At 68.4% G+C, this 19,587-nt stretch carries 19 protein-coding genes and 1 riboswitch; of the genes, 6 read left to right on the top strand and 13 right to left on the bottom strand.

Features of this window, described 5'->3' with window-relative positions:
* The first annotated feature begins 147 nt into the window (after nucleotides 1–147).
* Nucleotides 148–567, top strand: a complete 420-nt coding sequence (locus FZ983_RS15800) for a hypothetical protein (RefSeq protein ID WP_149224483.1) — start codon at nucleotides 148–150, stop codon at nucleotides 565–567.
* A 69-nt stretch (nucleotides 568–636) separates the two neighbouring features.
* On the opposite strand, the gene FZ983_RS15805 is transcribed toward FZ983_RS15800, so the two are convergent.
* The 12 genes from FZ983_RS15805 to FZ983_RS15860 all read right to left on the bottom strand — a co-directional run bounded on the left by FZ983_RS15805 (nucleotide 637) and on the right by FZ983_RS15860 (nucleotide 13,361).
* Entirely contained in the window at nucleotides 637–2,478 is a 1,842-nt protein-coding gene (locus FZ983_RS15805) for a chloride channel protein (RefSeq protein ID WP_149224484.1), read from the bottom strand.
* Nucleotides 2,479–2,646: 168 nt separating this feature from the next.
* Nucleotides 2,647–3,243: a hypothetical protein gene (locus FZ983_RS15810; protein WP_149224485.1), complete on the bottom strand. Its 597-nt coding sequence runs from the start codon at nucleotides 3,241–3,243 to the stop codon at nucleotides 2,647–2,649.
* A 66-nt stretch (nucleotides 3,244–3,309) separates the two neighbouring features.
* Complete coding sequence (locus FZ983_RS15815; protein ID WP_149224486.1) at nucleotides 3,310–3,543, bottom strand: hypothetical protein; 234 nt, start codon at nucleotides 3,541–3,543, stop codon at nucleotides 3,310–3,312.
* 370 nt (nucleotides 3,544–3,913) lie between these two features.
* Nucleotides 3,914–5,245: a hypothetical protein gene (locus tag FZ983_RS15820; protein WP_149224487.1), complete on the bottom strand. Its 1,332-nt coding sequence runs from the start codon at nucleotides 5,243–5,245 to the stop codon at nucleotides 3,914–3,916.
* 126 nt (nucleotides 5,246–5,371) lie between these two features.
* Nucleotides 5,372–6,073 carry an ABC transporter ATP-binding protein gene (locus FZ983_RS15825; RefSeq protein ID WP_149224488.1) on the bottom strand — a complete coding sequence of 234 codons (702 nt, stop codon included), beginning with the start codon at nucleotides 6,071–6,073 and terminating at the stop codon, nucleotides 5,372–5,374.
* Nucleotides 6,070–7,773, bottom strand: a complete 1,704-nt coding sequence (locus tag FZ983_RS15830) for a branched-chain amino acid ABC transporter ATP-binding protein/permease (RefSeq protein WP_149224489.1) — start codon at nucleotides 7,771–7,773, stop codon at nucleotides 6,070–6,072. The genes FZ983_RS15825 and FZ983_RS15830 overlap by 4 nt, the downstream gene beginning before the upstream one ends.
* Before the next feature lie 38 nt (nucleotides 7,774–7,811).
* Nucleotides 7,812–9,131, bottom strand: coding sequence for a thymidine phosphorylase (deoA, locus tag FZ983_RS15835; protein ID WP_149224490.1), 1,320 nt, complete (start codon nucleotides 9,129–9,131; stop codon nucleotides 7,812–7,814).
* A gap of 3 nt (nucleotides 9,132–9,134) precedes the next feature.
* Nucleotides 9,135–9,962, bottom strand: coding sequence for a deoxyribose-phosphate aldolase (gene deoC / locus FZ983_RS15840; RefSeq protein WP_149224491.1), 828 nt, complete (start codon nucleotides 9,960–9,962; stop codon nucleotides 9,135–9,137).
* On the bottom strand, nucleotides 9,959–10,792 hold the full coding sequence (locus FZ983_RS15845) for a purine-nucleoside phosphorylase (protein WP_149224492.1): 834 nt from the start codon (nucleotides 10,790–10,792) through the stop codon (nucleotides 9,959–9,961). Before FZ983_RS15845 ends, deoC begins: the two co-directional genes overlap by 4 nt.
* A 15-nt stretch (nucleotides 10,793–10,807) precedes the next feature.
* On the bottom strand, nucleotides 10,808–11,227 hold the full coding sequence (gene cdd / locus FZ983_RS15850) for a cytidine deaminase (protein WP_149224493.1): 420 nt from the start codon (nucleotides 11,225–11,227) through the stop codon (nucleotides 10,808–10,810).
* Between the two features lie 4 nt (nucleotides 11,228–11,231).
* A complete protein-coding gene (locus FZ983_RS15855; protein ID WP_149224494.1) occupies nucleotides 11,232–12,206 on the bottom strand; it encodes an ABC transporter permease in 975 nt (324 codons plus the stop codon).
* A 3-nt stretch (nucleotides 12,207–12,209) separates the two neighbouring features.
* The gene (locus tag FZ983_RS15860; RefSeq protein WP_149224495.1) at nucleotides 12,210–13,361 is read right to left on the bottom strand and encodes an ABC transporter permease; all 1,152 of its coding nucleotides are present in this window, start codon (nucleotides 13,359–13,361) and stop codon (nucleotides 12,210–12,212) included.
* A 185-nt stretch (nucleotides 13,362–13,546) separates the two neighbouring features.
* Between FZ983_RS15860 and FZ983_RS15865 the strand changes: the two genes are divergently transcribed.
* The 4 genes from FZ983_RS15865 to FZ983_RS15880 all read left to right on the top strand — a co-directional run bounded on the left by FZ983_RS15865 (nucleotide 13,547) and on the right by FZ983_RS15880 (nucleotide 17,269).
* Nucleotides 13,547–13,879, top strand: a complete 333-nt coding sequence (locus FZ983_RS15865) for a (2Fe-2S) ferredoxin domain-containing protein (protein WP_149224496.1) — start codon at nucleotides 13,547–13,549, stop codon at nucleotides 13,877–13,879.
* Nucleotides 13,880–14,119: 240 nt separating this feature from the next.
* Nucleotides 14,120–15,034 (top strand): DMT family transporter, encoded by a 915-nt coding sequence (locus tag FZ983_RS15870; RefSeq protein WP_149224497.1) that lies wholly within the window; start codon nucleotides 14,120–14,122, stop codon nucleotides 15,032–15,034.
* A 33-nt stretch (nucleotides 15,035–15,067) separates the two neighbouring features.
* A riboswitch (TPP riboswitch) is annotated at nucleotides 15,068–15,182 on the top strand.
* A 73-nt stretch (nucleotides 15,183–15,255) separates the two neighbouring features.
* Nucleotides 15,256–16,392, top strand: a complete 1,137-nt coding sequence (locus tag FZ983_RS15875) for an ABC transporter substrate-binding protein (protein ID WP_149224498.1) — start codon at nucleotides 15,256–15,258, stop codon at nucleotides 16,390–16,392.
* A gap of 4 nt (nucleotides 16,393–16,396) precedes the next feature.
* The gene (locus FZ983_RS15880) at nucleotides 16,397–17,269 is read left to right on the top strand and encodes a branched-chain amino acid ABC transporter permease (RefSeq protein ID WP_149224499.1); all 873 of its coding nucleotides are present in this window, start codon (nucleotides 16,397–16,399) and stop codon (nucleotides 17,267–17,269) included.
* Between the two features lie 196 nt (nucleotides 17,270–17,465).
* Here FZ983_RS15880 and FZ983_RS15885 read toward each other — a convergent pair whose 3' ends face one another.
* Entirely contained in the window at nucleotides 17,466–18,608 is a 1,143-nt protein-coding gene (locus FZ983_RS15885) for a nicotinate phosphoribosyltransferase (RefSeq protein WP_149224823.1), read from the bottom strand.
* A 457-nt stretch (nucleotides 18,609–19,065) separates the two neighbouring features.
* On the opposite strand from FZ983_RS15885, the gene FZ983_RS15890 reads away from it, so the two are divergent.
* Nucleotides 19,066–19,557, top strand: a complete 492-nt coding sequence (locus tag FZ983_RS15890; RefSeq protein ID WP_247883779.1) for a flagellar basal body-associated FliL family protein — start codon at nucleotides 19,066–19,068, stop codon at nucleotides 19,555–19,557.
* Nucleotides 19,558–19,587: the final 30 nt, after the last annotated feature.

Genomic DNA, 19,587 nt, shown 5'->3' on the forward strand with positions numbered 1-19,587 from the left:
CAGCGCAGGCGGCGTTCCGTTCGGGCGGTGGGCTGAGTTTGAAATACCAAAAATTCCGCACCACGAACTTTTCGCTCCGTCATGCGGCATTGCAGGGGACCCGATGCGATCATGGCTGTTACCCAGTCCGACCACAGGGAGACAGACATGGCCAAAGCCAACATCAATGACCGGTCGAGCATCGAACGGATCTATGACCGCCATACCTTCGAACAGGATGCGGCGTCGAACGCGCGCAGCAAGGCGACTGTCGTCCACGGCGTGAAGATCCTCTCCGCCCCCGATGCCGCCGGGCAAGTCGAGATCTCCCGCGCTTCACACCATGTGGCGGAAGGGAACCCCGAAGGGGACACCATCTTCGTCCCCGCCTTCAGCCTTCACGACTCCACCGCCGCCGACGGCAACACCTATGCCGGTTCGGTCGCGCCGGTGGGGAACAGTCCGGGCGAGGCCGCCGACGAATACCGGAGTTTCATCGACGACGTCCTGGAAGCCGCCAGAAAGGGACACTTCAAATCCGACATCGGCCGCGGCGAGGAGCGGCTGAAGGGCTTCCACGGCGGGTGATCGGCCATCCGGCAGGCGGCGCATATCGTCATCGCCTGCCGCGATGCCATAGAAGGGCCAACAGGGGGGCTAATCGCGCCCCCACAGCCCGCGTTCGCCCAGATCCTCACCACGCTGGCGTTCCAGCGCCTGGGAATAACGGCGCAGTGCGAAGGACTCCGTCACATAGCCGATGATGCGCCGGTCGGTGGGGGAGGACAGGACCGGCAGCGCCTCCACCTCCGCCGTGCCGAATCGGTTCAGTACGGTGCGGGCGTCGTCCCCGGGCATCAGAACGGCGTCCGCCTTGCTGGCGAGCGTGCCGACGCGGGTTTCGGTGGCCTCCGCATCCTGATCCGGGTCATGGATCTGCGACATGTCGATCAATCCCGCATATCTGCCGGATTCGTCGACCGCGAACACCGTCTTGGTGGAGCCCAGCGGGTAGAGGCGGCGCAGCGCCTCCACCGTCAGGGTGGCGGGCACCGTCTTGGCGTCGCGCCGCATCAGCCGGAATGCCGTGAGTTCCGACAGCCAGCCGATGTCGTAGGCGCCGCGGATCGGCACGCCGCGCAGGTGAAAGCGCCAAGTGGCAAAGGAGTAGCCGAAGGCCTGCCGCACCACGGTGGTGGACAGCACCACCCCGATCAGCACGCCCGAGGCTGCCCATAAGTCCTGCGTGGTCTCCAGCACCAGCAGAACCATGGTGACCGGCGCGCCGACGACGCCCGCGGCGACCGACCCCATCCCGACCAGCAGCAGAAGCCCGCCGTCGATCCCCAGCCCCGGCAGGAAACTTGCCGTGGCGATGCTCAGCAGGCCGCCGAACAGCCCACCGATGAACAGGGAGGCGCTGAACAGGCCGCCGCGGAAGCCCGATCCCAGCGAAACGGCCGACGCCAGGATCTTCGCCACCAGCGTCAGCGCCAGCGCCAGCGCGCCGCCCGCCAGTTCCGGCGGCACGGCGCCCGGGCCGCTGCCCATCACGGCAGGTACCGCCAGCGCCAGCCCGCCGACCATCAACCCGCCCACCGCCGGCCGCATCCAGCGGGGGACCGGCAGGCGCTTGAACCCGCGCTCCGCCACCGTCACTGCCTGCATGGCGAGGATGCTGAGCCAGCCGGCCAGGAAGCCGACCACGCCGCAGGCGGCATAGTCCCAGCCGGCGATCTCTACCGGCCGGCCGAGCGCCAGCGGCGCCTCGCCGCCGGTCAGCAAGGCCGATGCCGCCACCCCCAGCGCCGCCGCCGCGCCGACCGGGGCCAGCACCGCCAGCGTATAGCCGCCCAGCACCAGTTCGAAGGCATAGAAGGCGCCGGCGAGCGGCGCATGGTAGGCCGCGGCGATGGCCGCCGCCGCCCCGCAGCCGACCATCGTGCGCAGATCGGCCCGCCGCAGCCGCAGCCGCTGCCCGAGGGAGGAAGCCAGACCGGCGCCCGCCTGGGTATAGGCCGCCTCCATGCCCACCGACGCGCCGGAGGCGTTGGACAGGGCGGTCGTCACCGTCAGGCGCAGGCTGTCGATCAACGACATCTTGCCGCCGTAGAGCGCGTTCGCCTCCACCGCGTCGACGATGTCGTTGGGCCGCCAGCGCCGGAACAGCATCGACAGGATGCCCAGCAGCAGCCCGCCCGCCACCGGCACGCCCAGCGTGCGTAGCAGGTCGGGCACGCCCTGCCCCAGCTTCTCCCCCTCCGGCAGGTCGAAGGCCAGCTCCTGCAGAAGCAGGACAACCTCGTGCAGCGATCCCACCGCCAGCCCGACCGCCCCGCCGACAAGGCCGGCCAGCACCACCACGGCCAGCGCACTGTCGCGCACGCTCCAACGGTCGGACAAGGTGGTCGCGGCCGACGCGTCGAGCGCCGCATAAGGGTCGCTGCCGGCGCGGGCGTTTTCGCCCACGCCGTCGATGGAAGCGGAATTGTCCGGCATGATCACGCGCGCAATGGAATCGACGTAACTTAATAAGCCTTGTTACGTCATCGGGTTCCCGGCACCCCGGACATTTGGTGCAGGAACATGGGAATCGGCGTTAACAAGCCCGACTGTCGCCCCGGGAACTCGATCTGCGAGAAAAATCGTTTGATTAACGGCAGTTACTCAGATTCGAGAGTAGCTCGTAGCCTTGTGGAGGTGGACTGCCGTATCGAAGATCAAGGCCAACGTCTCCTGGTTGAAGTGGCGACGAGCGATTAGATATAGCAATTCATGAATGAGCCAGGGCTTGGTCACGCCACCGGGCCCCGGCTGCACGAAGGGGGACTTGTCGAGTTGGATGCCGAGTATCGACTCTGACACCAACCTCAAAACCACCAGTTCCTGGACACGGCCGGCAAATCTGTCCGTGATTCGTGGAACCGTGTGGCCGATGTGGATGATCCGATGACGGAGCAGCCGAAAGGCAATCATCCCCGCAATTTTGCCTTCAGCAACCCCCTTTGTCTCCACATCCTTTGCGCTGAAACCGCGCCGATGCATCAGGAAGCGCAGATCTTTCTCCGCTTCCCGGAAGGCTGACGCCAGTTCAGGCTCCGACACATACAGCCGTCGGAAGTCGATGTCCGTGGCCTTACCGGATTCCTGGGCGAATTGCCTTATCTGACGGACGACAAGACGTACCGTCTTGTAAAACTGCTTGGTAAGCTCTTCGAGCATCTCCTTTGTCAGGAAGCTCGGTAACTCTTGTTCAGCCGGCACGATAAATCTCCACCGGGTTGAACGGACGTTTCCCGGTTATGATTCCAAACGCTGATGGTAAAGAAATCAAAGGCCGAGATCGTCCACCGCCTGCACCAGAGTGTGGGAAAGATCTCCAGATATATCGCTTTCGTTGGAAATTCGCGAGATCGTTGATGAACGGATGCGATTAAGCAGTTGGTCCGGCGTCACCCCGCTATTGGTGACGGGGGCGAACTCGATATGTAAGGCACTGTGCGCAACGTTGGATGCGATTTCCGCCAATGTGTCGTCCGATGCGACGAGGTCCAAAAAGGACATACCCGGCAAGCCCCTGCACATTCATTTCAATAGCGCATTTCTAGGATCGATAAGAATCAGAGTCAATATTCCTTCAGAAGAATTCGCCTGGCTCCCGTGGATTGCAGCAGGATGTGAAGCCGGCCCGCAAAAGGTATGACCAAGAGACGATACGGTTACGATAGCATGGATTCTCGGACGGCCGCAGAAAAACGCAGGTTGCGGACTTGATCCACTGAAGCCTCTTGAAAGTATCTTTACGCTTCCGCTACAGCAATGGATCACCGGTCGGTGCTTCCCAAAATTCTTGAGCGGAGAAATCTATGTTCAGGATATTTCTGAAAAGCAGCGTCACAGAAGCCGTCAGCGGGAAGTCTGCACCGGATTTCCGTCAGGACTTGCCCGGCTGCGGTTTCGCCTGCGGCTTCACCGTCGGCGGAGCGGACCCTGCCTGCGATGCGGCGGGCGCAGCAGCGGAGGGAGCAGCCTCGCCTGCCGGAGGGGCTGCAGACGTTGCAGCCGGCGGATTGGCGGGCGCGGCATCAGTCGGCGCTATGGCCGGCGCGGCGGCCGGAGCGGTGCCGGCACGGCGCAGAACATGGGTGAGGTTGTCGCGCACCTTCTCGGCCAGCGCCACGTCCGGTTCGGCCGCCTCGTGGAAGATCACGGTGAACAGGCGGCGTTGCGACAGCAGGAAGTTCAGCGTGACGTGCAGCTTGCCCTGAGGCATGGCGCAATCGACCGAGCCAGTGCGCAGCCAGACCGAACCGGCCTGTTCGGACGGGTTCAGGCTGACGGTCGGGGTGCCTTCGCACCGCTGCTTCATCGCGTCGGCGAAGCCGTCCGACAGTTCGTCGATCCTGGCGTCCTCACCCACCGCTCGCTCGCGGATGCCGCCGACGATGGGGCCGAAGCGCCAAGCGACGTCGGCCGGGCGGCGCTCCTGCGGGATCTTGTCCATCGGGACCAGTTCGGCGTCATGCACGCCGGCTGCGGTCAGCAGGCTGTCCAGCCCTGCCGGCAGGCGGTTCTTCTTCTCAGCCGGGCGGCCGGCGGCGACCTTGATCGGCGGAACGTTGCCTCCCTTGTCGACGCAGGTCTTCAGGTCGCCCAGCACCTTCTTGGTGCCGGACAGCTTGAAGGCGATGCGGTCGGTGGCCGACGATACCACCAGTTCGCTGCCGCCCATCAGGGCGTTGACCAGTTCCTCGTCCTTGCCGTTGGAAACCACCAGCATGTCCGGCTGCGAAGCGATGGCCACCCGCTCACGCTTCAGCTTCTTGTCCACCTCGATGGTGACCGGCCATTCGCCGCCCTTGGGCAGGTCGGCGCCGGGGATGCCGATGCCGATGTTGGTCTCGCCCTTGGGGCTGCGGGCGAACATCAGCACATGGCCGGAGGTGAATTCCCCCTCCGCCACGCAATAGGCGAAGCTGCCGTCCTTCTTCTTGGCGGCGCCGCCGTCCCAACTCTCGATCAGTTCGCCCGGCCCATCGGGCTTGGCCGGCGCCGCCGCGCCCTGTTTTTCACCGGGCTTTTCACCCGGCTTGACGTCCTGCGCCGGAGCGCCCGGGGTCACGATTTCGGCCTCGGGCACCGGCAGGCCGTAATAAACTGCCGGGGGAATGCTCGGCTCGACCGGCACCAGTTCGGCCATCGCCGGCGCCGACGCCACACCCAGCAGGAGAAGCGCGGACAGCGAAGCGGCGGAACGGGCGGTCATGACGAGGTAATCCATAGATGGTTGTGGCGGCGAAGCTATCCGCGCCCGCCCCCATCCGCAAGCCCAACCGCCCATCCTGTTGCAGGAGGCAGACACCTGTTGCACAGGACACGCAGGGGATTTGGGCTAAACGCCGAAGAAGGCCTCGCGCAGCGCCTCTTCCGACAGCGACGCCACCGGCCCGTCCCCCACCAGGCGGCCCAGCCGCAGCAGGACTGCGCGCGGGGCGACCGTCAGGGCGCGCGCCGCACTCTGTTCGGCCAGCAGCACGGCGGTGCCGGTGGCGGCGATGCGGCCGACCGCGGCGAAGACCTCGTCGGCCAGCTTGGGTGACAGGCCGAGCGACGGTTCGTCCAGCAGCAGCAGGCGCGGCCGGCCCATCAGCGCGCGGCCGAGGCTGAGCATCTGCTGCTGGCCGCCGGACAGGCGCCAAGCGCTTTCCCGGCTCTTGCCCGCGAGGTCGGGAAACAGGGCGAAGACACGCTCGACATCCAGCGCGCGGTCGCGGACGGCAGGCAGACCGGCAACCTCCAGATTGTCGCGCACGCTCATTCCGGGGAAGACCCGCCTCCCCTCCGGCACATAGCCGATGCCGCGCCGGACCCGCGCCTCCGTCGCCAGCGGGGAGAGGTCGCCGCCGTCGAAGCGCAGGTCTCCCTGCGCCGGCACGAGGCCGAGCAGCGCCTTCAGCAGCGTCGACTTCCCCGCCCCGTTGGCGCCGAGCAGCGCCACCGTCTCGCCCGCCGCGACGGTCAGCGAAACCCCGTCGAGCGCCGTCACCCCGCCATAGCCGGCAGTCAGGCCGTGGATGGACAGCAAAGCACTCATGCTGCCTCCGCACGGCCCAGATAGGCCGCCGCCACCGTCGCATCCCGGCGCACTCCGTCGGCCGGGCCGTCATAGATCACCCGTCCGCGGTCGAGGCACAGCACCCGGCCTGCCAGCGGCAGCAGGAAGCCCATGTCATGCTCCACCAGCAGGACCGCCATCCCCTCCCCCGCGAGTTGGCGCAGCAGGGCGGCCAGTTCCGCCTTCTCGCCATCGGTCAGCCCGGCGGCCGGCTCGTCCAGCAGCAGGACCGCCGGCCGGCGGACCAGGGCGCGGGCCAGCTCCACCCGCCGCCGCAGCGCCGCCGGCAAGCCGTCGCAGCTCTGTCCCGCAAGGTCGCCGACCCCCAGCCGGTCGAGCGCCCAGCGGGCATGCGCCTCCGCCGTCGCCGCGTCGGGGTCGAAGGCCAGACGGGCGGCGGCCACCGCCTCCAGCACGCCGGCCCCTTCCGGCAGGATCGCCGCCTGGAAGCTGCGGGCCAGCCCGGCATGGGCCAGACGGTCGGCGCGGACACCGGTGACGTCCCGCCCGCCCAGCCGCACCCGTCCGGCATCGGGCCGCTCCAGCCCCGACAGCAGGTTGATGAGCGTGGTCTTGCCCGATCCGTTGGGACCGATCAGCCCGGTGATGCCGCCCCTCCGCAACTCCAGAGACACGCCGTCCACCGCACGCACGCCGCCGAAGGACTTGGCAAGCCCCTCCACCGTCAGCCCATCCGCCGGTGCGGGTGGCTGCGGCGGTTCGCGCGCCTCCGGCAGGGCACGGGCGGTGCGGCCGAACAGGCGTCCGGCTGCGCGGTCGAGCAGCCCGGTCAGACCGTCGGGCGCCAGCAGAACGGTCAGCAGCAAGGCCATTCCGTAGACGACCAGATAGCCGCGCTCCATGAAGCGGAACCATTCCGGCAGATGCAGCAGCAGCACCGCGCCCAGCACCGCGCCGGCCATCCGCCCCCGCCCGCCGACGATGGCGATGGTGAGGATGGAGACCATGACCGGGAACTCCAGCACCTCCGGCGAGACGACGCGCTGGGTGTGGACCGCCAGCGCTCCGGCCGCTCCGGCGAACAGGGCGCTGATGCCGAAGGCGGTCAGCCGCAGCCGCCCGACGTCGAGCCCCAGCGTTCCCGCCGCCAGCGGATCGTCGCGCAGCATGGTCAGCGACCGCCCGAGCCTCCCGCGCGCCAGCCGCCACCCCACCAGACCGCCGAGCGCCACCAGCCCCCAGACCAGCCCCGCCATCGGCAGTCCGCGCGGCACCGTCCAGCCGAACAGCACCACCGCCGGCACGCCGGCCAGCCCGTTGGAGCCTCCGGTCAGCTCCGGCAGGTTGACCGCCAGCAAATGCAGCACCTGCGCGATGCCCAGCGTGGCCAGGGCGAAATAGTGCGACTCCAGCCGCAGCACCGCCAGCCCGACCGGCAGCGCCAGCAGGAGCGGCACCAGCATCGACAGCGGAAAGGTCGCCTCGAAGCCCAACCCATAGCGGCTGCCGAGGATGCCGCTCACATAGGCGCCGACACCGAAGAAGGCGCCCTGGGCGAGAGACAACGCGCCGCCGAGCCCAAAGACGATCTGGAATCCGAAGGTCGCCAGCGCATAGACACCGGCAACGGTCAGCACGCGCAGGCCATAGGGAGAGGCGAAGGCGAGCGCGTAGACCAGCAGGGCGAGGGCGCCTGCAAGCAGCGCAAGATTTTCCACCCCGATATAGCCCTCGCCTCGGGAAAAGACGTGATCCCTCACCCCAGACGCTTCGCAATCAGCGGACCGCGCGCCGGCGCCGTATCCGTCACCGTGACCGACGCGCGCAGGCGGCGTTCGGCTTCATCGGCCTGCGCATCCGTGCGGGCGTGCAGGATAGCCAGCGGTCGCTCACCCGGCCCCACCGCGTCGCCCAGCCCGGCCACCTCGTCGAAGCCGACGGCGAAGTCGATGGCGTCGGTGGTTTTGGTCCGGCCGCCGCCCAGCGCCACCACCGCCATGCCGACCCCGCGGGTGTCGATCGCGCCGACGAAGCCTGATCGCTCGGCGACGACTGGTCGGACAATGGGCGCGCTTTCCAGATGGCGGTCCGGCTGTTCCAGCAGGTCGGCCGGTCCGCCCAGCGCCGCCACCATGCGGGCGAAGCGTTCCGCCGCCTCGCCGCTGGCGATTGCGCGGTCGGCCATGGCACGGCCGGCCGCGGCGTCCGGCGCCAGCCCGGCGAGCGCCAGCAGTTCGGCCGCCAGCGCCGCCGTCACCTCGTAGAGCCGTGGTTCGGCCGGCTCGCCGCGCAGGATGGCGAGGCATTCGCGCATCTCCAGCGCGTTGCCTGCGCTGCGGCCCAGCACCTCGTTCATGTCGGTCAGCAGGGCGACCGCCGGCAGGCCGGCGCCCTTCGACACGGTGACGATGCTCTCCGCCAGTGCCTCGGCATCCGAGAGGCGCTGCATGAAGGCGCCGGTGCCGAACTTCACGTCCATCACCAGCGCGTCCAGCCCGGCGGCGAGCTTCTTCGACAGGATGGACGCGGTGATCAGGTCGAGCGATTCGACCGTCGCCGTCACGTCGCGGATGGCGTAGAGCCGCTTGTCGGCCGGGGCGATGTCGTCGGTGGCACCGATCACCGCGCAGCCGACCTCCTTCACCACCCGGCGCAGCAGTTCGTTGTCGGGCTTGGCGCGATAGCCTGGGATGCTCTCGAACTTGTCGAGCGTGCCGCCGGTGTGGCCGAGACCCCGCCCCGACACCATCGGCACGAAACCGCCGCAGGCGGCCAGCATCGGCGCCAGGATCAGGCTGACCTTGTCGCCGACGCCCCCCGTGGAATGCTTGTCGATCACCGGACCCGGCAGGCCCAGCGACCGCCATTCCATCACCGTGCCCGAATCGCGCATGGCGCGGGTCAGCGCCACCCGTTCGTCCAGGCTCATGCCGCGGAAGAAGACGGCCATGGCGAAGGCCGCGGCCTGCGATTCCGAGACGCGGCCATCGGTGATGCCGCGGACGAAGTCCTGGATGGTGGCGGCGTCGAGCGGCTGGCCGTCGCGTTTGGCGCGGACGATCTCCTGGGGAAGCATGCCTCAGTACCCTCCCGCCGGGGCCGGTTCGCGTTCGCCTTCCCGCTTTCCATGCCCGGCGGCTGCCAGCAGCGCGTCGAGCAGGCTGGAGGCGCCGAACCGGAAGGTCTGCGGCGTCGCCCAGCCATCGCCCAGGATGTGGTCGGCCAACGCCAGATAGCGCGCCGCCTCCGCTGCATCGCGAATGCCGCCGGAGGCCTTGAAGCCGACGGTCTTGCCGGATTCATAGATGCTGTCGAGTATCACGGCCGCCGCGGGAAGGGTGGCGGCCGGCTGGGTCTTGCCGGTGGAAGTCTTGAGGAAATCGGCACCGGCGGCGATGGCGTCGCGCGCCGCCCAGGCCAGCAGGTCGGCATCGGGGAAAGCCCCCGATTCCAGGATGACCTTCATCAACGCCTTGTCGGCGCAGGCCTCGCGGCAGGCTTTCACGACGTTCATCGGCTGGGTGCGGGCGCCGTCGATGAAGGCCTTATAGGGCAGCACCACGTCGATCTCGTCGGCACCGTCGGCGATGGCGCGCCGTGTTTCCGCCGCCACCGACGATGCGTCGGCCTCGCCGGTCGGGAAATTCACCACGGTGGCGACCTTCACCGGCGTGCCCTCCAGCGCCTTGCGGGCGGTGGGCACGAAGCGCGCCCAGACGCAGACCGCGGCGACCGGCCCCACGGGCGTGATGGCGCGGGCGCAGAGAGCCTCCACCACGCGGTCGGTGTCGTCACCGTTCAGGCTGGTGAGGTCGAGCATGCCCACGGCACGGCGCGCCAGATCGGCGTCGGACGGGGCGTTGGCGCTGGCGTCGAGCGCGCTTTGCAGGTCGGCAGACAGTTTCATGACCGGGACCCGTCCTTTTCATGCAGGCGTTCGAGGAAACCGACCAGCAGGCGTTCCAGGTCGGCAGCTGCCGCCGATGCGGCGGTCAGGGTCTGGTGATGGTCGACCGGCCCGTCGCCGAGCCCGACACCCAGGTTGGTGACGACGGCGCAGCCGACGACCCGCAGGCCGCAATGGCGCGCGATGATGCATTCCGGGACGGTGGACATGCCGACCGCGTCGGCGCCCAGCAGCTTCATCATCCGCACCTCGGCCGGCGTCTCGAAGGACGGGCCGGGATAGGCGGCATAGACGCCCTCGGCCAGATCGATCGCGAGGCCGCCCGCGACATCCTTCAGCAGGCCGCGAAGCTCCGGGTCCCAGGCGTCGGTCATGCTGGGAAAACGATCGCCGAAGGCCTCGTCGTTCGGGCCGGTCAGCGGATTGGCGCCCAGCAGGTTCAGATGGTCGCTGATCGCCATCAGCCGGCCGGGTCCGACCTCCAGCCGCAGCGAACCGACGGCGGCGGTCAGCACCAGCGTGTCGCAGCCCGCGAGCTTCAGCGCACGGATTGCGGTCTTCAGCGCGTCGAAGCCGTTGCCCTCATAGGCGTGGACGCGGCCCTGCATGCAAGCGACCTCCACCCCGCCCAGCCGCCCGACCACCAGCCTCCCGGCATGGCCGGACACGCTGGGAATGGGAAAGCCGGCGATATCGGTGTAGGGGATGGCGACCCCATCGGCGATGCGGTCGGCGATGCCGCCCAGGCCGGAGCCCAGCACGATGCCGACCCGCGGCCGATGGCCGGAGGCACGGTGAAGGATGTCCGCGGCGGCGCGGGCTGCGGTCATGTCGGGAAACTCCGCTCAGAAGGCTAAATTGGTTGGGCCGAAGGATTCCGGCAACAGGGTCTCCAGCGGAAAGCTCCGCCGCAGGCCGGCCGGATCGCAGATGTGGATCGGCGTCTCCGGGGTCGCGAATTCGCGGATGCGCTGGCGGCAGCCGCCGCAGGGGGTGCAGATCTCCTCCGCCCCCGCCTCGCCGCCCATCACGACGATGGCGCGGATGCGGCGGTCGCCCGCCGTGACCATGGCGCCGATAGCGCTCGATTCCGCGCACTGCCCCTGGGGATACGCCGCGTTCTCCACATTGCAGCCGGCGAAGATGCGGCCTGAGTCGCCGAGGATGGCGGCGCCCACCTTGAACTTCGAATAGGGGGCGTGGGCGTTCTCGCGGGCGGCGCGGGCCGCTTCGATCAGGCGTGCCAGCTCGGGCGTGTCGGTCATGGCCTCAGCGCTCCTTGACATAGGGGATGCCGCTCGCCTTCGGGGCGATGGCCTTGCCGACGAAGCCGGCCAGCAGCAGCACGGTCAGCACATAGGGAAGCATCTGGATGAACTGCACCGGAATGACGCCGATCACCGGCAGGACCACGCCTTGCAGGCGCACCTGGACCGCGTCGGTGAAGGCGAACAGCAGGCAGGCGAACAGGGTCGGCCCCGGCCGCCACTTGCCGAAGATCAGCGCCGCCAGCGCCAGATACCCCTTGCCGGCGGTCATGTCGCGGACGAAGCCGGCTCCATGGCCGGTGGACAGGTAGGAGCCCGCCATCCCCGTCAGCACGCCGGTGACGATCAGCGCCTGATAGCGCAGCTTTGCCACCGACAGGCCGGCGGTGTCGACCGCCGCCGGATTCTCGCCCACCGCCCGCAGCCGCAGCCCGAAGCGGGAGCGGTAGAGCACCCAATGGGTGGCGATCACCAGGACCAGCGTCACCCAGATCAGGATGTTGTTGCCGTTGAACAGTTCGCGGTAGATCGGCCCCAGAACGGGCACGCCGGCCAGCGCGTCGTCCCCCGGCAGTTCCACCGCGGGGATGCGCGCCTGACTGGGCAGAAGCGGGGTTTGGCCGCCCTGCTGGAACCAGGCATAGGCAAGCGTCGGCGCCAGCCCGGCGACCAGGATGTTGATCGCCATGCCCGACACCACCTGATTGCCGTTGTGGGTGATGCAGGCGAAGCCATGGACCATCGCCAGCGCCACCCCGGCGGCGATGCCGGCGAGCAGTCCCAGCCACGGATTGAGGGTGGCCGAGGCGACCGCGGCGGAGAAGAAGGCGCCGGCCAGCATCTTGCCTTCCAGCCCGATGTCGACCACGCCGGCCCGCTCGCAGAACATGCCGGCGAAGGCGGCCAGCACCAGCGGAGTCGCCACCCGGATGGTTGCGCCCAGCAGCTGCAGCGCCAGAAGAAGCGCGTCCTCCATCGCTCAGCTCCTCCCCCCGGTGGCAGCATCTGCGGCCGTGGCGCTACCGCGGCGGCGGAACAGCGCCTCCACCTGTGGTTTGAACAGGTTTTCCATGGCACCGGCGAACAGGATGACCAGACCCTGGATGACCATGACCAGCTCGCGGTTGATCGTGGGGTATTCGAAGGACAGCTGGCCGCCGCCCTGCGCCAGAACCCCGAACAGCAAGGCCGCCAGAATGATCCCGACCGGATGGTTGCGCCCCATCAGCGCCACGGCGATGCCAACGAAGCCGACCCCGCCGGTGAAGTTCAGGATCACCCGGTGCTGCACGCCCAGGATCTCGTTCACGCCCACGAAGCCGGCCAGCGCGCCGGAGATCAGCATGGCGATAATGATGTTGCGCGCGGGCGAGATGCCGGCATAGACCGCCGCCCGCTCGTTGCGGCCGACGGTGCGCAGCTCGTAGCCCCAGCGGGTCCGGCGCAGGAACAGGTGGAAAAGAACGCAGCAGGCCAGCGCCCACAGGAAGGACAGGTTCAGCGGCGAAGCAGGGATGGTGATGCCGAACCAGCCCAGCGCCCGGTCCATCGACGGTAGCCAGACGCCGGGATCGAACTCTCGCGTTTCGGGCGACTGGCTGCCGGGGCGGATCAGCACGTCCACCAGCAGCCAGGTCATGATCGACGCGGCGATGAAGTTGAACATGATCGTCGTGATGACGATGTGGCTGCCGCGCTTGGCCTGCAGCCAGGCCGGGATGAAGGCCCAGGCGGCGCCGAACAGGGCCGACGCCAGGATCGCCAGCACCGCCACCACCGGCCAGGGCCAGCCGGTCAGCGCCAGCGCCACCAGCCCGGCGCCGAGCCCGCCCAGATAGGCCTGCCCCTCACCGCCGATGTTGAACAGCCCGCAATGGAAGGCGATGGCAACCGCCAGTCCGGTGAAGATGTAGCTGGTGGTGTAATAGAGGGTGTAGCCGATGGCCTCCGGGTATCCCAGAGCCTCCGTCAGCAGCAGCGACAGCACGTCCACCGGGTTCTCGCCGATCACCAGGATCACCAGCCCCGACAGCACGAAAGCCGCGACGAGGTTGAGTACCGGCAGCAGCGCATACCCGACCCAGCCCGGCACGGCGCCCGGCTGACCCTTCCCCGACCCGCTCAGCAGCACCGGCGTCTCCTGGATTGCCCCTTGCCGGGGATTCTTAACCGCCAACCCCGCCGCTGACCAAGCATTTCGTCACGCCGAAAAGGCAAGAGGTCCTGAGACTTGGAAGCGTCACAAAAGTCTTGCCGCAGCGCAGCATTCTGGCATGCCTCTTACCCATATTAGTTTTATGGTTATGGAGCATGCCCATGCCGCTCGACCTGCCGCAGACCTTCCGCCACCATGTCTTCTGCTGCGCCCAGCAGCGCCCTCCCGGCCATCCGCGCGGCAGCTGCGCCGCCAAGGCCGCGCATCCGCTGTGGCAGCGGCTGGACCAGAAAATCCAGGGCAAGGGGCTCGCCGATGTGGGCATGGCGCTGACGGGCTGTCTCGGCTTCTGTTCCGCCGGTCCGCTGATGGTGGTGTATCCGGAGGGCATCTGGTACCGGCCGGAAACACCGGAGGACATCGACGAGATCGTCGAGTCGCATCTGGTCAACGATGCGCCGGTGGAGCGGCTGGTGATGGTTCTGACGCGGTGAGGGGAAGGCTTCGGCGAGGTTAGACCCCCACCCCAACCCTCCCCCGCTGGGCGGGGGAGGGGGTAAGTGCTTGATCGGAAGGCAGCGGCAGTCCCTCCCCCGCCCAGCGGGGGAGGATAGGTGGGGGTGTAACCCCTCCAAGATCCCACGCCTACCAGACCTGCGGTTGCGGCATTGGGACGCGGGCGAATTTGCCCATAATGTGGGCAGCCCCAGCCATTGCCGTTCCGAACCGATCCCATGACCGACGCCGAGACCGCCGACCTGCTGCCTGCCGAGGCCGATTCGGTTCCCTATGCCGTCGGCTGCTTCCTTGGCGCGATCCTGCTGTTCGCGGCGATGGACACGCTGATCAAGTTCCTGACCGCCGACTACCCGGTGCCGCAGCTGATGTTCGTACGCTCGCTGGTCGCCTTCCTGCTGGTGGGCGGCTACACGCTGTGGCGGGGCGGCGGGATCGCGGCGATGCGGACGCGGCGGCCCTGGGGACATGTCTGGCGCGCCTTCGCCGGGCTGATCTCCATGGGATGCTTCTTCTATGCGTTCCGGGAATTGCCGCTGGCCGACGTCTATGTGCTGAGCTTCGCCGGGCCGCTGTTCATCACAGCTCTGTCTGCCCCGCTGCTGGGGGAGCCGGTGGGCTGGCGGCGCTGGGCCGCGGTGGTGGTCGGGTTCGGCGGCGTGGTTGTGATGGCGCAGCCGTCGGCCGGGGCGCCGCTGGTGCCGGTGCTGGTCGGGCTGTGCGCCGCCCTGTTCTATGCGCTGGCCGCTCTCGCCGTGCGCGGCCTGTCGCGGACGGAGACCAGCGCGTCGATCGTGCTCTATCTGCTGCTGACGACGACGGTGGTCAGCGGCGCGCTGACGGTTCCTGTCTGGACAGCGCCGACCGGCTTCGCACTGGGACTGATGGCGCTCGTCGGCGCAATCGGCGCCGGGGCGCAGGTGCTGCTGACCCAGGCGTTCCGCCGCGCGCCGCCGGCAGTGGTGGCGCCCTTCGAATATACCGGCATGGTCTGGGCCAGCCTGTTCGGCTGGATGGTGTTCGGCGACCTGCCGACCGCGCCGGTGTTGCTTGGCGCCATGGTCATCATCGGCAGCGGGCTCTACATCCTGCATCGTGAAACGACGGTGGCGCGCCGCCGGCTGGGTTCTTGACAGGACAGGCCCGGCGGCGACACTCTCGCCGCCTGTTTACGGCTGGGGTGCCCGTACAGACGCCGGATCGGCGGATGCGCGGGCTGAGACAACACCCATCGAACCTGATCCGGGTCATGCCGGCGAAGGGAGCCGACCGGAACCCGACGGATCGCCGATAAATCGCCCCCGTCTCCTCCGCGTCGCTCCGCTTGCCGGCGCGTGTTGAGGAGTTTTCGGTCATGCGGCGTGCGCTTCCCCTTCTGATCGGCCTGCTGGCCGCATCGTCCTGTCTGTCGTCCGCCGCCCGGGCCGACGACTCGCTGTCCTTCCCGGTTCTGGTGCCGCTGACCGGCTTCCTGTCGCTGGAGGGAACCAGCCAGCGCAACGGCGCCGTCCTGGCGCTGAAGCAGACGCCGGCCGGCATCGCCATCGCGTCGGAGGTCGTCGACACCGGCACCTCGCCCGAGGCGGCGGTGACGGCGCTGGAGCGCGCGGCCGGCAGCGGCACGGTCGGGGCGGTCGCCGCCAGCATGCTCGGCACCCAGATGCTGGCGATGCTGCCGCTGGCGCAGGAGTTGAAGCTGCCGCTGGTCACCGTGTCGGGCACCGCCTCGATCACCGAGCAGGGCAACCCCTGGGTCTTCCGCTTCTTCCCCGGCGATGCCGTGACCAAGGCCGCCCACGCCCGCTATGTGGTGGAGGAGTTGGGCAAGCGGCAGCCCGCCGTCATCTACCAGACCACCGCCTATGGGCAGAGCGGCAAGACGCATCTCGACGCCGCCTTCAAGGCGCTGGGCGTCACGCCCGTCTTCGAGGAGGGGGTGGACCCCGCCGCCAAGGATCTGCTGCCGGTGTTGACCAAGGCGCTGGCCGCCAAGCCCGACGTGCTGGTGCTGCATCTGCATTCCGGCCCGACCGCGCTCCTGCTGCGGCAGGCGGCGTCCAGCGGGGTGGCGGTTCCCATCGTCGCCGGCTCCGCCATGCATCAGCCGAGCACCGCGGCCCTGCTGGAGCCGGCCGAGCTGAAGGGCGTCTGTGCCGAGACCGCGGCCTCGCCCATCTCCGGCGACACGCCGGAGGTGAAGGCCTTCACCGACGCCTACCGCGCCGCCTTCGGCAAGGAGCCGGACGCCTTCGCGCTCGGCCAGTATGACGGCATGACCATGGTGCTGGAGGCGGTGAAGGCCGGCGCCCGTTCGCCGGATGCCATCCGCAAGGCTCTGTCGTCGGAAAGCTTCAAGGGCCTCGCCATGACCTACAAGTCCGACGGCAAGGGCAACATGGCCCATTCCGCCGTCATCGTCTGTTATGACGGGGCCAGCCGCGTGCCGACGGTGGTCAAGCGCTACGACAACCCCGCGCTTGCGGCGAAGTGAGCGGATGGCGGCGCTTCAACTGCTGGTCAACGGGGTGGCACTAGGGGCGGCCTATGCGCTGGTGGCGCTGGGATTCGTGCTGGTCCTGAACGCCACCTCGGCGGTGAATTTCGCCCAGGGCGATCTCGTCATGGCCGGCGGACTGTTGGCAGTGGCGCTGGCGCCGCTGATCCCGCTGCCGGGCATCGCCCTGCTGCCGGTGGTGCTGGCGCTGATGGCGGGGTTGGGCCTGCTGCTGGCGCTGATGGCCTATCTGCCGCTGCGCCGCCGGCCGCCGGTATCGGTCTTCATCAGCACCATCGCCATCGGCATCATTCTGCAGAACGGCGCCGCCATCCTGTTCGGACCGGAGCCGCGCGCCGCACCGCCGCTGTTCGGCGACGACACTCTTTACCTAGGCGGGCTGGCGGTTCCCGAGCAGTCGCTCGCCATCGTCGCGGTGGCGGCGCTGCTGATCGGCGCGCAGCAATGGGTGTTCGCCCGCACGCAACTGGGACGCCGGCTGCGCGCAACGGCGCAGGACCCGGAAATGGCGCGTGCCTGCGGCGTGCCGGTCACCGCGATGATCCTGGTGACCTTCGCCATCGGGGCCGCCTGTGCCGGGGCGGCGGGGCTGCTGCTTGCCAACCGCTATTTCGTCACGCCGACCGCGGGCGGCGACCTGATTTTGAAGGCCTACATCGCGGTAACCATCGGGGGCTGGGGGTCGGTGCCGGGGGCTGTGGTGGGGGCGCTGCTGATCGCTCTGTTCGAGGTGGGGGTGTCGTCGGTGCTGTCGTACCCGGTGGCGCTGGGGGCGCTGTACCTGACGCTGCTGGCGATTCTGGTGTTGCGGCCGCAAGGCCTGTTCGGCGAAGCGGTTCGGCGCCGTGGCTGAGCGATCCTCGCCAAGCGTCCCGTCACCGCAACCCTCTCCCCTTGCAAGGGCTTTGCAATAGGCCTGGACGATGGTTGGGTGCGGTCGCTTCTGGGCCAGAACAGGACGGCAGTCCTGTCCTGGCTCTTGACATAGCCGGGCAAGAGTCCTCTAGGCGGGCGTGGCGGCATGCGGGCGCACACGTCGCGGTCGTGACCTACCGTCGGAACAGGAACTCGCGGCCGACCTTTACGCGGCGTTCGCCGTCATACTCGATGATGTCGGCGGTGGCGTAGGTCTCGGTCCAGCGTTCGGGCAGGTAGCTGCCGGTGCCGATCACATCCACCGGCGCGTTGGCCTCCGCCATCAGGCGGCACTTGGCCGGGCCGAACCCGCTGCTGGCGACGATCTTCACCGCCGGGAAGCCGGCCTCGTCCAGCCTTTCGCGCACGTAATGGATCGCCGCGGCAGACACGCCGGTGCCGATCAGGTAGCGCAGCTGGGTCTCGTCGCGATAGCCGCGGATGGCGTGCGGCGCATGGCGCTCCAGCACGGCATAGGAGCCGGGGGGATCCAGCCCCTCGACGAAACGCCCGCCGGAGGTGTCGAGCCGCAGCGCCAGCTTGCCCTGGGCGGCCAGCTGCGGAAAGCGGCGGCAGACCTCCAGCCCGTCGGTGATTTCGCGGCCGAAATAATCGACCAGCACGGTCAGCGACAGGTCGGGGAAGGTCTCGTGGAACATCTCCGCCGCGCGCACGGTCGAACCGGCATAGCCGATCAGGGCGTGCGGCATGGTGCCCATGCCCTTCTCCTGCCCGAAATAGGGGGCGGTGGCGTCGGTGGCGTTGCCGATGAAGCCCTTGGCACCGACCTTGCGCTTGGCCCGGTCCGACCCGACGGAGGCGGCATAGGCCATCATCTCCGCCATCTCCGTTCCGGCGCAGTGGCGGGCGTCCATGGCGAGGAAGGCGACCTTCGGCAGGTCGGCGCACATGGTGAAGGCGTTATAGGCCGCGACGCTGGCGGGACCCAGCTTCTGCAGGATGATCGTCTCGCAATCGACCAGATGATAGAAGGAGCCGGTGACGTACATAATCGGCTCGCCGGCGCCGACCCATTTGCCCTCGGGGTAGTTCAGTTCGATCTGGAACGTCGTGTTGCGCTCGCGCGCCACCGCCTCCAGCCAGTCCACCGCCAGACGTGGGGCGCAGACCACCGGGCGCCGCATGAAGATGGCGTAGGTGACGGTCTTGTCGCCGAATTTGCCCACCGCTTCCCTGGTGCGGCGGAAATAGGTGTCCGTCCAGTCAGGAACCTGGGCGGAGGACGGGTTGAGGGCGGTCGGCCCTTTGCCGGCCATCCCGCTTCCCGCTGCCCGGCCGCCAACTGATCGGTTGTCGGTGCTGCTCATACCGGTAACCCTCGCCTTCCGCCCCTGTCCGCGCCTGTGTCCGCGCATGGCTTTGCGATGCTTCGTTCTGGATGGCCCGGCCGCCGGACAGGGCAGCCGGCCGGTTGTGTTGGAATCCCAGCATTATACGCCCCGGGCGGGCGGGGGAAGAGGCTTCCCATCCTGGCAACCCGGAACGGATGGCAGCATTGCATTTTCCGGTGAGATTTCTGATGCCGACATCTACGGTGAACAGATCAAATGCCGGTGATGTCGCCACGCAGATGCTGCAGCCTTTGTCCTGCTTCACCTGTCGCATTCAGAGAAAAACCAGATCAAATACCGTTATTTGACCTACCACTTCCGCGCTTTTAAAGTCGTCGCACAGGTTTCGATCGCAACAGGGCGGCTGAACGGAATGGCGAAGATGACCGCAACCGCCGAATCGGCTCCGTCCGCCCTGCCCTCCTTCGAAGGGACGGGGAACCGGATCGTTCTGGCGCTGATCGGGCTGATGCTCGCCTTCGCCGGCGCCGGGGTCGGCGGCGCCCTGCTGCTCCGCCCGGTCCCCGCCCAGGGGGCCTTCGCCGCTCCCCGAATCGGCATGGCACCAGCCCCCGCGGTCTACGCCGCATTGCCCACCCTGACCCTGACCCTGAACGACGGCCGCCGCCTGCAGGAATTGCGGCTGCGCGCAGTGTTGGAGTTCGACCCGGCGACGCCGTTGGAAACGGTCACCCCCCACCTGCCGCGCATCGCCGACGCCATCAGCCGGCGCCTGCTGGAGGTCGATCCGGCCGAACTGCAGGGGGCCGACGGGCCGGCCTATGTCAAGGACGCACTGCGCCACGTCGCCAACAAGACCATGCGGCCGTTGAAGCTTCGACAAGTGCTGATCCAGGATATGCTGCTGCGCTGACGGCGCGCTTCCCAACGCCCCTTGCCTCCC

It is taken from the genome of Azospirillum sp. B21 (genome assembly GCF_008364825.1).
GTDB lineage: Bacteria > Pseudomonadota > Alphaproteobacteria > Azospirillales > Azospirillaceae > Azospirillum.

Bases quoted from the DNA above. Each gene is read 5' to 3' on its own strand.
- deoC (WP_149224491.1), bottom strand. From the start codon at position 9,962: ATGAAACTGTCTGCCGACCTGCAAAGCGCGCTCGACGCCAGCGCCAAC.
- FZ983_RS15825 (WP_149224488.1), bottom strand. From the start codon at position 6,073: ATGAGTGCTTTGCTGTCCATCCACGGCCTGACTGCCGGCTATGGCGGG.
- deoA (WP_149224490.1), bottom strand. From the start codon at position 9,131: ATGCTTCCCCAGGAGATCGTCCGCGCCAAACGCGACGGCCAGCCGCTC.
- FZ983_RS15815 (WP_149224486.1), bottom strand. From the start codon at position 3,543: ATGTCCTTTTTGGACCTCGTCGCATCGGACGACACATTGGCGGAAATC.
- FZ983_RS15875 (WP_149224498.1), top strand. From the start codon at position 15,256: ATGCGGCGTGCGCTTCCCCTTCTGATCGGCCTGCTGGCCGCATCGTCC.
- FZ983_RS15870 (WP_149224497.1), top strand. From the start codon at position 14,120: ATGACCGACGCCGAGACCGCCGACCTGCTGCCTGCCGAGGCCGATTCG.
- FZ983_RS15890 (WP_247883779.1), top strand. From the start codon at position 19,066: ATGACCGCAACCGCCGAATCGGCTCCGTCCGCCCTGCCCTCCTTCGAA.
- FZ983_RS15805 (WP_149224484.1), bottom strand. From the start codon at position 2,478: ATGCCGGACAATTCCGCTTCCATCGACGGCGTGGGCGAAAACGCCCGC.
- FZ983_RS15800 (WP_149224483.1), top strand. From the start codon at position 148: ATGGCCAAAGCCAACATCAATGACCGGTCGAGCATCGAACGGATCTAT.
- cdd (WP_149224493.1), bottom strand. From the start codon at position 11,227: ATGACCGACACGCCCGAGCTGGCACGCCTGATCGAAGCGGCCCGCGCC.
- FZ983_RS15820 (WP_149224487.1), bottom strand. From the start codon at position 5,245: ATGACCGCCCGTTCCGCCGCTTCGCTGTCCGCGCTTCTCCTGCTGGGT.
- FZ983_RS15880 (WP_149224499.1), top strand. From the start codon at position 16,397: ATGGCGGCGCTTCAACTGCTGGTCAACGGGGTGGCACTAGGGGCGGCC.
- FZ983_RS15855 (WP_149224494.1), bottom strand. From the start codon at position 12,206: ATGGAGGACGCGCTTCTTCTGGCGCTGCAGCTGCTGGGCGCAACCATC.
- FZ983_RS15865 (WP_149224496.1), top strand. From the start codon at position 13,547: ATGCCGCTCGACCTGCCGCAGACCTTCCGCCACCATGTCTTCTGCTGC.
- FZ983_RS15885 (WP_149224823.1), bottom strand. From the start codon at position 18,608: ATGGCCGGCAAAGGGCCGACCGCCCTCAACCCGTCCTCCGCCCAGGTT.
- FZ983_RS15845 (WP_149224492.1), bottom strand. From the start codon at position 10,792: ATGACCGCAGCCCGCGCCGCCGCGGACATCCTTCACCGTGCCTCCGGC.